Genomic DNA, 14,072 nt, shown 5'->3' on the forward strand with positions numbered 1-14,072 from the left:
TCATTATTACAGACCTATCGATCAAATAATTGATCGACCCTACAAAAAAAAGCATTCCCGCTTAATATCTCTTCAGGAATACTTCTCAAACATCTTCTTTGATTCACTTCTCATTTTATCAATCAGGCTTTGAGGAGAGATCACCTTTGCATCGCTTCCCCACATCAGCAGCCATCGTAATAAACCCTCACTTAGAGCAGCCCTAATTGTTATTGAAAACGTATCATTATCAACTTCATGGATAATGATATCCCTTCCAAAGCGATCAATAACAACATTTATAAGATGATTATGAAATTGAATTTCTACAGATTCTACATCGCCCGGGTACATGTTAAATGTTTGTTTCAGGTGAGTTGAAATATTAAATTCAGTTTCATTAAATCTATCATCTGATATTGAAACATTCTTCATCCGATCTACACGATAATGTTTTACGTGAACATCTGCAGGGTCTTTCTTTGCAACAAGATAATAATAGTCACTATTCCACACCAAACCAAGTGGGATCACCGTATAAAAAGCACCTTCTCGTCTAAACACAAAATCTTTATTGGTGTTGTAATTACCATACTTAAAATGCAGCATTTTCTGCTCGTTTATTGCTGTGTGGATTTTATCAATATGATATTTAACCTCTTCATTTTTCGCCTTAACAGTAGGGTCTACGGTAATCTGATGATGCAGTTTTCTTGCTTGATGTCTACTAGTCAAAGCTTTAATTTTCTCAATTAAGCGATTCGTTTCCGCAGGTGTAATAAATTTTGCAGAGGAAACAGCATCAATTAGCATTCGAAGTTCATGGATTTCAAACTTTCTATGTATATGGCTATAGTAAACCGTATTATCTTTTATTAACTCTTCTATGTTAAACCCACCATTTTGCAATTCTTGAATTGCACTTCTCACGGTGTTTCTAGATACTTTATATTCCGAGCCGTAATAACGTCTTAAATGATTGATAATGTCTGTAATCGATAAAACATGGTTCTCATCAGAATGTTCAAGCAAGATATCTCTAATCAACATAACTCTTCTAATATTACTATGGTCAGTCATACATCCTCCGTCACACAAACCCGTTTTCTTCCATTATATCAATTGATATCTATAGCTTAGCCACATTTTTTTCAATGACCTGCATATATTTGTTGAAGAAAGCAAATCTGATTTGAATTCAGTTAACTCGGTAAACCCGGTTAATCTCAAGTATATCAAGGAGTTTAAAGTAAACCATTTTAAAGGGGATTAGTAAAATGGCAGATCCAGGATTTGCAGTAAAGGTTACTCCCGAATTAAAGGAAAAGATCAATCAGTTTATGAAGGATGCAGATTTCGATACGAATAAAGAGTGGTTTGAACACGTTATCTCAATCTATGAACTGAATGTATTAAAACAATTGGATGGAACAAAACGTTACGCCGATGATCTCGACTCCATCTCACATCATCTAACTCGTGTTCAAGAAACGATTGTACACATCATCAAAAAATCTTCTGATACGCTAAACGACCAAGAAACGACTTGGAAGAACAGATATGAGGCATTGGAACAGCAACTTCAAGCCAGCGAAGATGCACGTACTGCATTGAGCAACCAATTAACCGAAACTGCTGCCCAAGCCCAGCAAGACAAGAAAGAATTAGAGGAACTTCGAAAGCAGTCAAACTTACACGAAACACTAATCTCCACCCTATCCAATTCACTAAAAGATAAAGATTCAGAAATCGAGAATCTTCGAAATGAACGCAATCAATGGAATGCCATCAATTATCCATCAGAAATTCATCGTCTGAAAGAGGAAAGCCAGGACTTGCAGAAACAACTACAAAAACAGCAACACGAAATGACACTCATACGGATGGAATATGAACATAAGCTTGAAATCGAACGCCTAAAAGCTAGCGCAGCACTCTCTCACCATATTACGACAAGAATAAATACTCAGGAAAACCTTGATAACACATTAGATATAACAGACACAGATACTCCAACTCCAAAGAAGCGAGGTCGCCCTAGGAAAGACACTTCCCTACTAACAATAAGTGGATTACAGCAGCCTTCAACTGAATTTATCGTTCAGCTCGAAAGCAATGAAGTTGACGAGCCGGAGGACGGATTAGCTGAAGATCTGTTCGATGATCAAGAGCCCTATTTCCCTGAGGTTGATGAATACTTGCAAGACCTTCAACAGGAAGAACAGACCGATAATGATCAACAACTCGAAGATCAGCCAGAAGATGAACCAGAGCAAACCGACAAGATATAAATGCACATCCCCTGTCTAATAAGGCAGGGGATGTTTCAATGCAAATATTTCTTGTTCTCCGGCAAGTAAGGCGGATGTTCCGACCGAGATTCCGCTAACCGCGCCCCTTCCATCGCATCATAGATACCGAATACGGCATATCCCGTCGGCATCAACAATGCTCCGATATCATCCAGTTCATGTTCATAAGCATATACGATCGTCATTTCGTCTCTGTCACCACAAAGGAAATACCATTGCTTATCCATCGATTACACCGGCTGCAGTCGAATCTCAATATCTTCCTCGCCGTGCACAACGACATATTGGACAAGAGTTTGAATAATTCCTTTGGCTTGCTCGACAGGCAGTAAATCCATCGCTGAAATGATGTTGTTAACTTTTGAATTCAGCTCTAACTGAAGTTGTTCCATGTTCACAGGTTCGATTTCTCCTCCCGACATTTTCTCCAGTTCTTGCACGAACTGATCAAGCCGAGCCTTCTCCTCGTTCAAGTCTTCTAGTTCGATCAACCCCGAGGTGTAAGCCTCAACTTTTCTTTTATAACGTGCTCTAGCCGTACTGACCTTCTGTTCGAGTTGTTCACGCTCTGACCTTACCATGGCTTCCTTCGCCATAATGGTTAATGCGCCAGTCTTATTCTCGACCAGCTGCTTCAGCCCTTCCTTAAACCAAGCTTCCACTTCATCGGCACGGTATTGCTTGCTCGTACACGTTCCTTTGTTCTTATTGGCGGAACAACGATAAACACGGTATCGCTTGTTAGGTGACCCTGAGAAGCCGATACTCATACCGGAACCACAATTCCCACATCTTAGCATTCCACCCAACAAATGCGGACTTGTCTTCGCTCTTGGAGCTATGTTGCTTGGCTGATTAATCCTCTGCTGAACTTTGTCCCACATCGGCTGATCAATTATAACGGGAAGACATTCTTCCACACTTACCCACTCCGCTTCATCCTTGTCTTTGCGCTGCGTTTTGCTGGAATCTTTGCGATTCCATACCAATGTGCCTTTATAAGCAGGGTTCGTAAGCATCAGCTTAATCGCCCGAATAGACCATTCTTTACGATGTCTGGAAGGAACGCCTTCCTCATTCAAACGTTTGGCAATGCTGTAAAAGCCAAGCCCCTCATTCAGATACATATCGTATACCCTCTTTACGATTTGGGATTCAACGATATTAACAACCAATGACTTGTCCACCAAGTCATATCCATATGGGCTCTGGGTCAGCCATTTGCCAGTAGTAGCGGCATGCAGCATATTTTCAAAAACACGCTCTCGAATCCGTTCTCGTTCGAATTCAGCTACGGCGCCAAGAACCTGCAATGTCAATCTTCCTGAAGGGGTATTCGTATCAAACGACTCACTAATAGAAACGAATGAAACCTCATGATCCTGAAACAAATCGATGATATTAAGCAGATCGAGCAGCCGTCTGCTCATTCGGTCGAGCTTCGTAACCATAATGCGCGAGACTGCTCCACTCTTGACCGCATGAAGCAATCGCTTCAACTCAGGACGGTCTAAGTTTTTGGCAGAGTATCCGTCATCAATGTAGATCTGGACCTGTTCACTCCACCCCATAGCTCTGCAATAGGCTTTCAGCCGTTCTACCTGTTCATCCAACGAGACACCTTCACGTGCTTGTTCATCGGTTGATACCCGGCAGTATAAAGCCACAAAACGAAGCCCCATTGGTTGAGCCTTATGCCTTAGTCCGCTCATGACCTCACCTCTTGTCCATTCCTATGCTTGTCCTGTCGAAATTATGTGTTAAATCAGGGATTGTCCACTCAATCAAGCTGCATAGACTAGATCGAGGTGATGCTTATGGGACAATTAAGGGTCCGATTCACGGTTGAACATCACAACGAACAGAGCAGCTTCACATGCCTGGAAGAACTTCAACAACAAACCTACTGCAATCTCCTCCTTACAAAGGTCGCTGATTTTGAAGCACGGCTCAAACGAGCAGCTGCTGACGTATGGTTACAGAAAAAACTTGGCGCACTCATCCATCCTCCATTCGAAATATGCATTATTCATGAAGTGGCTGATTCAACTACAAACGATTTCGCACAAAGAGCCTAACTCCATGACAAGGGTTAGGCTCTCCGTTTATTCAAATTACTATTTATCAAAGTAAACAATCATTTATCATGATGAATAGTTTTCCAACAAGTGGGGCATCTTGTTATATGCCGGATGATTCAGCAGGGTTCATCACATCGATACCCTGTTCGACCATTGCGATTAAATATTCAGCAGCACATGGGTTGGAACAATGAAGTTCTGCCAACAGCCCTTTCAGGCGATCTAGTCGAAAGGTGAATTGGTCGTCTACTGGTACATTTTCATTGACCGACAAATGAAGCTGCTCTTGTAACTTGCTCAATATATCCAGCTGAATGGTCTGGGTCTTGCCTGTTTCAAGATTGCTCAGGTACGCCGGCGACACTCCGAGCTCCTTCGCAAACTCGTTCAGCCCATATCCTTTCTGCTGCCGGATCTGTCGCAATTGCTGACCGAAATTACTCATTACATTCACCACCTTAGGAGGAATACACAACTTTGACCCGCAAAAAAACTCACAGCACTGAGCTTCAAATCTCATCCATTAGTCAAATTCACGATCCGAACGCAGCTCGCAAATGGATGGAGTTGTATGTGGATTTATTAAAAAAACAACTTATCGCCGAACACTTAGACGAAATGTCTGGAGAGGAGATCTAGAGATGAGAACGGTATTGTACGCCCGCAGTTCGATTAGTACGCAAGAGCACTCCATTGATATGCAGAAAGCATTAGCGTTGGAGAAAATTAAAAACAAGGGCGAACTGTTCGATGATTTGTACTTGGATGAAGCCGTGTCAGCAAGAAAAACGGAATTGAAAGAACGTCCGGAGTTAAACCGACTTATGTACGATATTAAGAGAGGATTAGTCACATCTGTTTATGTTTATAAACGAGACCGCCTCGCAAGAAATGTCATTCAAGCGATAGAACTGTTCGAGTTGTTCCGGAGTCATCAGGTTAAGGTTATTTTCACAGCGGATAACGAAATTCCGATTCAATATTCACCGGCTGGAGAATTCTTTGAGCTGATTATTGCAGGATTCAACCAGCGTGAAGCCAATCAAATCGTTCAGCGGATAAAGGAAACGAAGTATACGATGACCAGACAAGGAAAACATGCTTCAGGTCGGATCGCTTATGGCTACTCCGTAGATCAAGATAAGAAATATAGGGTCAATGAAGAGCAAGCTGAGACGGTTCGAAAGATATATAACATGCTGATTGACACAAATTGCTCAACATTCGCAGATGTAGTTCGAGATATGCAGAATCAACCCTGGTTTCCTACAAGATGGGATTACTTTCGTGTTCAATCGATCATTAAAAATTCGATGTATAAGGGCATTCGAAAGATCGAAGAATTCGGAGAGTTCGTTGAGATCGAGAACGAAAACCTTGTTATCGTTGATGAGCTAACTTGGGACAAAGCACAAGCACGCTTAAGCAGTCTGAAGCAACCTCGATCTCGCCAAAATAACCGCGTCCCAATGATGCTCGATGGGCTTCTCATCTGCGGTAAATGTGGTGAGCAGATGTTAGGTAAAGAAATAACCGATATCAACACGAGAAGCTACTACACTTGTAAGAAGCATAATTACCTTCGTCAAAGCCCTGACCTCTTGGAGGGAGCCATCCTGGAGGAAAGTGCAAAGTTCATCACACAACAATTCCAGACAAATTTTCTGGAGGTATATAATCTGGTCCATGGCGATCTTATCAAGTTTTATGAGAAATCTATCCGGGAAAGCGTGAAAGCACTGGAGAGACAATATCAGCTCATGCATACACTTCATGAATCCGTAGATTTAGTAAAGGCGGTTCTTCAGTATGACGCAGAAAAACGGAAATCGCTCATTCAGAATGTTATCCATCGCGTTGTCTTGGATGCTCCTACACTGAAAATCCAATTCAGAGAACCATTTAATGGGGTGCTAGGTCATGCCAACATTATCTGATATCATTCAGCCAGGTATGAAGGGCGCCTTCTACGGTCGCCACTCAACAGATAAACAGACGATGACTGCTCAGCGATCAATGGCTTACGAGTTTGCCAAGAAATACGCTTGCACAATTGTAGGTGAATATGAAGATGCAGGTGTATCAGCTAGGAAAACGGATCTCGACGATCGTGAAGGTATAAATGCATTATTAAAAGATGCCATTGATCGCAAGTTTGACTTCGTGGTCGTTAATCACCATGACCGAATCGCCCGTAATCCGTCAGAACATCAACGTGTTCGAATGATCTTAGCGAGTTGCGGCATCCCGGTTATCATCAGCAGCACCGAAAGCTTGTATGACTCCGGCGATTTTATCGTGGATTTGATAAAAGACGGCACTTCCAAATTTGAAGTTGACAACACCAGAATGCGTACGCGAGATGTTGCTCGCACTATTTTGAAAGAAGGCAAATGGACAGGTGGTAAAGCACCTTTCGGCTATCACTATGACAAAGCAAACAAGACTTTCTCGCAATGTGAGGACGAGATAAAGATTGTACTTCTTGTTTATGATTTATACCGGAAACAGAAAGGCTTCCAGTCTATTGCAACTAGAGTTAGTAATGAAACAGGGACACCCTTGAAAAAAGCAGCCGTTCGGGAGATTATTACCAATCCCTTCTATGCGGGGTACTTGACCCATCATCGTAAACAGCAGAAATCCCGTAATTCATTAAACAATATAGATAACTGGGAGATGGTCAAGAGTCATCTCATTCAGCCCATCATGCCCCTTGAAGAATGGCAAGATACCTGGACGATCTATGAGCAGCGGAAATCCGGTGAGCTGAGTCCTAAAATGTACAAAACAAGCTTTTTCCTCAGCAACCTGTTATACTGCTCTGTCTGTAATAACCTGTTGTACGGCAAAGACCATAGCACATATGATCAGAATCGAAGTAAGTGTTATGGTACAAAATGGTACTGCTGTAAGTCATGCAACTTCAAGATAGAAGCTCGTCGGATCCATACAGTCATTGATGTCATCGTAAACGATTTGAAATCACAAAATCTCGAAACAGTAAGCTCTCTCGTGCATGCTGAAATGGTCTCTGAACGCAAAAGCATTGCTTATCGATTGATTAAAACAACCTCCGAAATCAATCATATGAATCAAATGCTCGTAATTGCCCAAGATCGAGCCAAGCAACGTGCAGCTTTAGTGCCAGATCTTGAGACCAATGATGACAATACAAAATTGGTTCATATCCTAACGCTGCAACAACAGCATATGCACCAGCAAATAAGCGATCTCAATGCCGAACTTGATCGGCTGAAGAAGATCGATAAATACCTTACGTTAGTTGAAGGCACCCCTGATATCATTAACCGCAAAATTAAATCTATGAGCCTCTTGACCGGCAATAGCCACGATCATGACATCCGTAAGATGATAACTTGTCTGGTGAAGCAAGCAATTTTCACGCCAATTCGTGTTGATAGCAAAAAGGTAATTACCCAGGGTGATATCGCAATTCAAACACGAAGCAGCCTCATTCGAACTACCATCAGTTAACCGACCACCCTAGCCGGGACGGTCGGTTTTTTGTTGCCTAAAGTTAACCATTTTGCTATAGGACAAGTTCTCGGTAATTAGGTAGACTTGTCTCAAAATCTCGGTAGAGGGGTAGTCTCTCGATCCGGAGACTACCCCTTCACCGAGACGAATCGTTCAGAAAGTGCTTGTCCCATGGGGTTTGTCCGATTCCTGTATTCACCATTATGGACAGGATTTTAGGTTGGTAAACGTTTCTCGGTAATTGGGTTAAATAATTATAGAATCACCTAGAAAGTCTCGGCATTTGGGTAGGTATCAGACAAGCTCAATTCTAGAATCCAAACGACTAACATAATTTGTTAATAGAGTTGAAAGGAGGAGCAGATTTGCCTATAAATGAGGTAATGAAATCTGGGGGAACTGGAGTATTTTATGGATTACAAAATTATGGAGTGATTTTAGAAAAACAACTTCAAGCAGCTACTGCTTTTGCCCAACGATACAATTCCAATATTGTAAAACAGTACATAGATACAAAAAGTAACTTAATTCTGAATAACACTTGTAATCCACGTAAAGAATTATCAAAAATGATGAGATGGATTACTATTAATGATTGCGATTTCATTATTTGCTACAATGAAGGCTGTCTCTTCGACAATATGATCGGTAAACAAAATATCAAGAAATTTGTTGCCGCGAATCAGATACCCATAATTCTTTGTGAAAGAGAATTATTATTCCATCCTTTAATATCTTAACTAGCTTCAATTGGATACTAAAGCAAAACACAGCTTTCAGACCGTTTAACGGATCTGAAGGCTGTGTTTTGCTCCGCCGATTATACATTAATAAGTTCTGGCAAATATTTTGAATCCCTGTTATTGAAGGCAGGTCTCGTTCCTTCCAAAACATCAACTAAGCGCTTATTAATTAATGAATTTTCGATTGACCCCGACTCATAAATCAATTGATTTCCATTTGATTTTTCAATCGATGCACAAATAACTTGCTCAGCATCACACACGACTGCAAGATTTGGATTGTGTGTAACAATGAATATTTGCCGAGTTTTCTTTGATTCCCGAATACAGGGTACCAATAAATTATATACAGTCTGGTTGTCTAAGTTATCTTCTGGCTGGTCGATAACTAAAGGAATATCATCTTTGTCGAGCAATAAATAAAATATTAACAAAATTATTCCTCTTTCACCGGGAGACAGTTCCGCTAACTCTTTATCATTTAATTTCAATTGATACATCGGCTCAAGATATGAAAGTGAGAAAATGTAGTCGTAAATCTCCTGAACAGACTCTCCTTGTCGTAACTGCTCTTCGATTTCAATTTTTCTTGAACTATCGTTTCTCATATCATAATGCAAATGTTTCACAATTTCCTCGATTAACCCAACAACACCATCCTCAGTATTATAGTCAAAGCGATCAATAATGTTTTTTAATACCTGATCCCCTTCAGTTACCCCATTGAATGAACCCTTAGCTCTTCTATTTAACCTTTTTAGGAGGTTCTCTTGAAAGGAGTTATTAATTTTCACACTTACTTCAAACCTTAGCTTAAGTGAATCCTTAAGAATAACATTTGTTTGAATAATATCTTGAATTGGATTGTACAGATTTTCATACAAATTTACTTCTTCCCGAATTTTACCAAATACATTACGTAGCAAATGCATCCGCCTTTGATTTAAGTGTTGTAATGTTGCAGGTATACGTCTAGTCTCTTCTAATTTTTCCTCAATGTGTTTTAATGAGCCAACAATATCGATGTCACCAATTATTAACTGTTTCTTTTCCTCCCATTTCTTTACTTCACTTAGATATGCCTGATATTCTTTATTTGGCTCATCCAGCTTATTTTGCAAAGCTACTATTTCTTGTTCAGTAGTATCTTTTAGGTTTTGAATTGATGTACTTACTATAGGATCTAGCTTATCAGCAATATCCTTTTTGATTTGTAGTAGATCATTTTTTTTCAAGTTAATCGGATCATCATTAACATTAAAACTAATGACATCATCAAAATTAATACCTAATACATTCATTTCATCTTGGCATTCGCTTTTAAATGTATCAAATCTTGTCTCAAAATTCGCTAGTTTGTTTAACAACTTCTCTGCGCTTGCGAGTGCCAACTCATTCGACGATTGGGAAACCATTAAATCGTTAATTGTGTTTTCAAACCCACTAAGCTCTTTCTGTTTAGACGAGATTAAGTCTTCAATTTCAGGATCAATGTTAGGTTTAGCAATTTCCTTCGGAACACTGGTTTCATGTGAAAATAGCTCACCCTGTTTAAGTGATAATTGACTTTGAATTGTTGACATATACTTATCAGATGCTTTTTTCTCAAGTTCAACGATTTCTGTATTCACTTTACTTAATTCAACTTGAAGTAATTGAACAGATTCTCTTAGTTCAATTGTTTTATATGCAATTAATTCATTTAAAGTTTCTTTACTAAGCTTGTCAGCCTCAGACACATATTGATAAATAACTTTTTTTATTTCAGCATCGAAATAACTTTTTTCACCACTAGCCATTTCATTACAAATCGTTTCAAAATAATTTTGTGGTAAATATCTAATTCTTTCCACCGAGGTTGGGTTAATTGAATCATTTAGACTCTTTTGAATAACCGTGTTATCTTCCCAGGTTAAGACACCTTCAAAGTTCATTGCTTTATTGTCTCTTTTTTGTTTAAATCTACTTTCAGTTAGGAAGGAAAAAGATGTGCTATATGGCGTATCCCCCATTAAACCAAGAACATCAGCCAGAGCACTTTTTCCGCTTCCTTTATTCCCAATAACAGCGACTAGCCCTGGATTAAAGTAAAGTTCATTATCAAACCATATTTCTTGTAATGTCGAATCTAATTTCTTTTGAATTCTCAACGACCGTATATGCTTTGTTTTTCTATCAGAAACGTTCTTTAATTTAGTCGGCTTGACTCCAATAAAAACCCTCTCTTCAGGCTCATTAATAATTTGCTTGAGCCCCTCGAATGTAGGATCAGCTTTTATCCAAGTATAGTGCTGGCTAGCGCCATTCGATGGGTGGAACAAATTATTCAAATCATGAGCATCTGAACCCCATACACTCGGTTTTAACGAACGAAACCGCGTACGGAACGTTTCAACTGATGCATATGTTGATTTTCCTAAGAGAAAATTAATATCCGCTTGATTATGAGTAAAACACAAATCAGCCAAATTAAGAAGTGTTTGCTTTATGTTCCCTAGACGTCCTGTATACTCATTTTGATCACTCCAAGGCATGTTGCTTAACGAACCATGCCCTTTATAAGCTACTAAAATCAAGTAATCTTCTCTAGAAATTCCACAATTAGAAAGCACATTCTTCAATTTTTCCATTGATATGGTAATCATATCAAGCGCTATTTTCTTATACTTTTTTTGATCTATGTGTTCAATCGACTGTATATCCAAATTAATATTAAATGAGCCGCCATTAGCTTCTGCATATCCAATTTTAACCAAGTCATCGTGTTTACACTTTAAAGTTGTATCTTGATAAATCACATCAAGATTATCAAGGAGAGAACTTTTAATCGTGGAAGCTGCTAATTTAGGATTAAACACTAAATGTAAATTAATTGAATTCTCCCGTGTATCAAACGCATCTAACCTTAATTCAATACATGGCATGAGGAACAGTTTTTTTCCATTGGACAATTGTAAGTATGTTTCACCGTTTGCATGCTCTCTTTTAATTTTCTCATAGCCATCCACAGAGAAATAATCAGTAATTCCTACAACTTCAATGTCATGATGAACAGCTCGTTCTTTAAGGGCAGTAATATACCTCTCCCAATCCTGCCCAAATCTCTGTTGATATGATTCTGGAGTGTGTACGTGTAAATCCCATCTTCTCCACTCCGAACCTTTTGAAAATATCATGAAATCACCACACCTTGTAAAATATTACATTGTGATTTCGACATTTTTTAACAAACCCCTTTCTTTAGAACTATATTAATTTGAAAGCACCTTAGCAAAACGAAGGCTGGGCTTCGTATTGGCATCAGCGTATTATCCGCGAGCTGCCGCTCACGAGCGATGAAACCATCGAGTTCGCCAAGCTAAACTCCTCCGTTGTTGTCCCTTCCCGCCACAGCCTCAATCCGTATTATCTCGGGCTGAAGATATTCGAGGATATCGAGAAGCGCTGGGATAAACCAACAAAGGAAGAGCAGGAGCGGTTCGGACGGGTGCCGGGCAAAGGCCGGGAGAAAATCTTCGAGGTCCGGGAAGAAGATTCCGACATCTCCTTCCTGCGTAATTATTTAACGAAGAGCCTGACCGACGAACTGGATCTGTACATCTTCGAGAAGAAAGGTCCGGAATGGAAAATTACCGATAAATCCTGGGAAAACATCCGGGAGCAGCTCGTTTATTCCAAGGTAAACGGCGGCTTCCCAAGCATCGTTGTCACCGACGGGGACTTCAACCGAGTCGGCGAGCTGTACATGAAGCATAACTACGAAGGAACCGAGCTGGATCTGAAATATGTCGAGCGCACCCTCCCTTATGTCGTGCAGCTATGGGGCAAAAACGTCCATCTCGAGACTATCGTGGAGGACAAAAAAATCGTGTTCAGCTGCGACGGGAAGAAGACTAGCCGGAAGTTCGTGTAAAGAAAAAATGAGTAAGACCGGGAAGAACAGTTATAGCTGCTTCCCGGTCTTTATTAGAATTACATTTGTAGAACTGGTGTTAATTCCTTAAAGTTTTCCTGTTTTATTTCTAAATTTTGAAGCCATAATTCAATCAATTGGCTACCATTAATAAGTTCTATGTTTAAACCCTCTGCATAATTAATTGCATTGGCTGTGAATTTAGAAGTTGTAACGACATACCCACCTATTGCACCTTGTTTAATCATCTGAGAATGTACAATAGCAATTGGCTCATAGCCAACGGAATTCATATCGTGATAACACTTAACCTGCCCCAAAAAGAGTCCATTATCTGTCAGCTCTTCAAGATCAATGCCAAAATCCCCTGAACCTTTGGTCACGTTAATGCTTCCTCCACGTACGGAAGTCATTACTCTCGCAACAAAATGTTCAAATAATAAGGGGTCTTCCTCTTTTTCCAATTCCGGTTCTCTCTTGAAACGGTTATATAATCCTATCCGAAGAGTTTCCTTCATTTCGCTATTAGAAGCGAAAGCTTCCACTGCGCTCATCTGAATTTTCTCCAACTGTTTCTTTTGTTTAAAGTACAAATACATCAGATAGAATACAGTAATAATAGTAAAACTAAAAAGCACACTTGAAAAATTCAACCTCGCACACCTTCTATACTTTTACCTATCATCATTACCAATATAATGGCTTCCCAATCTTGTGTAGAAAACAAAAAGAGCCGCAAATAAGCGGCTCTCAACTTAAGCGTCCTTCCTCCCGTAACTCCCCGCGAACTCTTTCATCTTCTTGTACGCCTTTGGGTCAAGCCGCTTCACCGGGTAAAACTGCGGGTGATTCGAGTTGACTTCGATGACCCAAAGACGCTGTTTCTTGTCATAGGCAAAATCGATGCCCAGCTCATGCATGCCTTTGCGTTTGCCGCTGAGATGCTTTGCAATTTTTAGCGACTTTGATTTTAGCTGCGAGATTCGCTTCGCTGTTTTCTTTGGCGAGAGGCCTTGCTTCTTCCCAAGCTTCTCCATCGTATACAGCTTTCCGCCCTGATAATAATTCGTAACGATCTTCTTGGGTGCTCCAACCTTCACCATACAGCCGTTTACGGTCCAAGTGCCGCCTGGCTTTCGCTGCACCATTACCCGGATATCGTACGCTCTGCCGTTCACGCGGTCGAGCGTGATGCCCTTTTGAATAATGAGCCTCTTCTCCGACCTTTTGTTGATATGGTCATACACGGCTGAAGTCGAAGCCAAACGACGGCTAAGCTGCTTTTTCTTCACGATATGCTTGACCGTATAGCCCGAGCCCTTCGCTTTCTTTACTTTAAAAATCCCCACTCCGAGCGAGCCCGTATCCGGCTTTACATAGACCGAGGAGTGCTCTGCCAGCATCGATGCCATATGTTTCCGGTTGAACGATACGGTGTGAGGGACTAGCTTCTTCAAGCTTTTGTGAGAATTTAAATAGCGGCACACCTTAAGCTTTCCGTAGATGTTTCGGCTTTTATATTTTTTTACGTACATGGAATTCA

The 14,072-nt window shown here is 40.3% G+C and carries 13 protein-coding genes and 1 pseudogene; 7 read left to right on the forward strand and 7 right to left on the reverse strand.

Translation table 11 applies throughout. From position 1 onward, the window contains the following. Positions 1-72: 72 nt before the first annotated feature. Positions 73-1,059: a helix-turn-helix transcriptional regulator gene (locus PJDR2_RS23910; protein WP_015846300.1), complete on the reverse strand. Its 987-nt coding sequence runs from the start codon at positions 1,057-1,059 to the stop codon at positions 73-75. A 197-nt stretch (positions 1,060-1,256) separates the two neighbouring features. On the opposite strand from PJDR2_RS23910, the gene PJDR2_RS23915 reads away from it, so the two are divergent. Continuing rightward, positions 1,257-2,270 (forward strand): HMG-I and HMG-Y DNA-binding domain-containing protein, encoded by a 1,014-nt coding sequence (locus PJDR2_RS23915; protein WP_015846301.1) that lies wholly within the window; start codon positions 1,257-1,259, stop codon positions 2,268-2,270. A 35-nt stretch (positions 2,271-2,305) separates the two neighbouring features. Here PJDR2_RS23915 and PJDR2_RS32970 read toward each other — a convergent pair whose 3' ends face one another. Both PJDR2_RS32970 and PJDR2_RS23920 read right to left on the reverse strand, forming a co-directional pair. Further along, positions 2,306-2,476 carry a hypothetical protein gene (locus PJDR2_RS32970; protein WP_015846302.1) on the reverse strand — a complete coding sequence of 57 codons (171 nt, stop codon included), beginning with the start codon at positions 2,474-2,476 and terminating at the stop codon, positions 2,306-2,308. Between the two features lie 45 nt (positions 2,477-2,521). Continuing rightward, a complete protein-coding gene (locus PJDR2_RS23920) occupies positions 2,522-4,003 on the reverse strand; it encodes a recombinase family protein (RefSeq protein ID WP_015846303.1) in 1,482 nt (493 codons plus the stop codon). Positions 4,004-4,108: 105 nt separating this feature from the next. On the opposite strand from PJDR2_RS23920, the gene PJDR2_RS23925 reads away from it, so the two are divergent. Then, complete coding sequence (locus tag PJDR2_RS23925) at positions 4,109-4,369, forward strand: hypothetical protein (RefSeq protein ID WP_041613601.1); 261 nt, start codon at positions 4,109-4,111, stop codon at positions 4,367-4,369. Between the two features lie 103 nt (positions 4,370-4,472). On the opposite strand, the gene PJDR2_RS23930 is transcribed toward PJDR2_RS23925, so the two are convergent. Further along, positions 4,473-4,817 carry a helix-turn-helix domain-containing protein gene (locus PJDR2_RS23930; RefSeq protein ID WP_015846304.1) on the reverse strand — a complete coding sequence of 115 codons (345 nt, stop codon included), beginning with the start codon at positions 4,815-4,817 and terminating at the stop codon, positions 4,473-4,475. A gap of 32 nt (positions 4,818-4,849) precedes the next feature. Between PJDR2_RS23930 and PJDR2_RS33275 the strand changes: the two genes are divergently transcribed. From PJDR2_RS33275 to PJDR2_RS23945, 4 genes are all read left to right on the forward strand, one after another. Next, on the forward strand, positions 4,850-5,011 hold the full coding sequence (locus PJDR2_RS33275) for a hypothetical protein (protein ID WP_015846305.1): 162 nt from the start codon (positions 4,850-4,852) through the stop codon (positions 5,009-5,011). Between the two features lie 2 nt (positions 5,012-5,013). Further along, positions 5,014-6,309 (forward strand): recombinase family protein, encoded by a 1,296-nt coding sequence (locus PJDR2_RS23935; protein ID WP_015846306.1) that lies wholly within the window; start codon positions 5,014-5,016, stop codon positions 6,307-6,309. Continuing rightward, on the forward strand, positions 6,293-7,870 hold the full coding sequence (locus tag PJDR2_RS23940) for a recombinase family protein (protein ID WP_049790078.1): 1,578 nt from the start codon (positions 6,293-6,295) through the stop codon (positions 7,868-7,870). Before PJDR2_RS23935 ends, PJDR2_RS23940 begins: the two co-directional genes overlap by 17 nt. Positions 7,871-8,238: 368 nt before the next feature. After that, positions 8,239-8,613, forward strand: a complete 375-nt coding sequence (locus PJDR2_RS23945) for a hypothetical protein (RefSeq protein WP_015846308.1) — start codon at positions 8,239-8,241, stop codon at positions 8,611-8,613. 80 nt (positions 8,614-8,693) lie between these two features. Here PJDR2_RS23945 and PJDR2_RS23950 read toward each other — a convergent pair whose 3' ends face one another. Then, entirely contained in the window at positions 8,694-11,792 is a 3,099-nt protein-coding gene (locus tag PJDR2_RS23950) for a TrlF family AAA-like ATPase (RefSeq protein ID WP_015846309.1), read from the reverse strand. A 98-nt stretch (positions 11,793-11,890) separates the two neighbouring features. Here PJDR2_RS23950 and PJDR2_RS23955 point away from each other — a divergent pair. Beyond that, positions 11,891-12,529: pseudogene (locus PJDR2_RS23955) on the forward strand (SpoVR family protein); the annotation flags it as partial. Positions 12,530-12,588: 59 nt separating this feature from the next. Here the strand turns inward: PJDR2_RS23955 and PJDR2_RS23960 are convergent. Further along, a complete protein-coding gene (locus PJDR2_RS23960; protein ID WP_265525076.1) occupies positions 12,589-13,083 on the reverse strand; it encodes a restriction endonuclease in 495 nt (164 codons plus the stop codon). 201 nt (positions 13,084-13,284) lie between these two features. Beyond that, entirely contained in the window at positions 13,285-14,064 is a 780-nt protein-coding gene (locus tag PJDR2_RS23965) for a YheC/YheD family protein (protein WP_015846311.1), read from the reverse strand. Positions 14,065-14,072 lie beyond the last annotated feature (8 nt).

This window comes from Paenibacillus sp. JDR-2 (assembly GCF_000023585.1).
In the GTDB taxonomy this organism is placed as follows: Bacteria; Bacillota; Bacilli; order Paenibacillales; family Paenibacillaceae; genus Pristimantibacillus.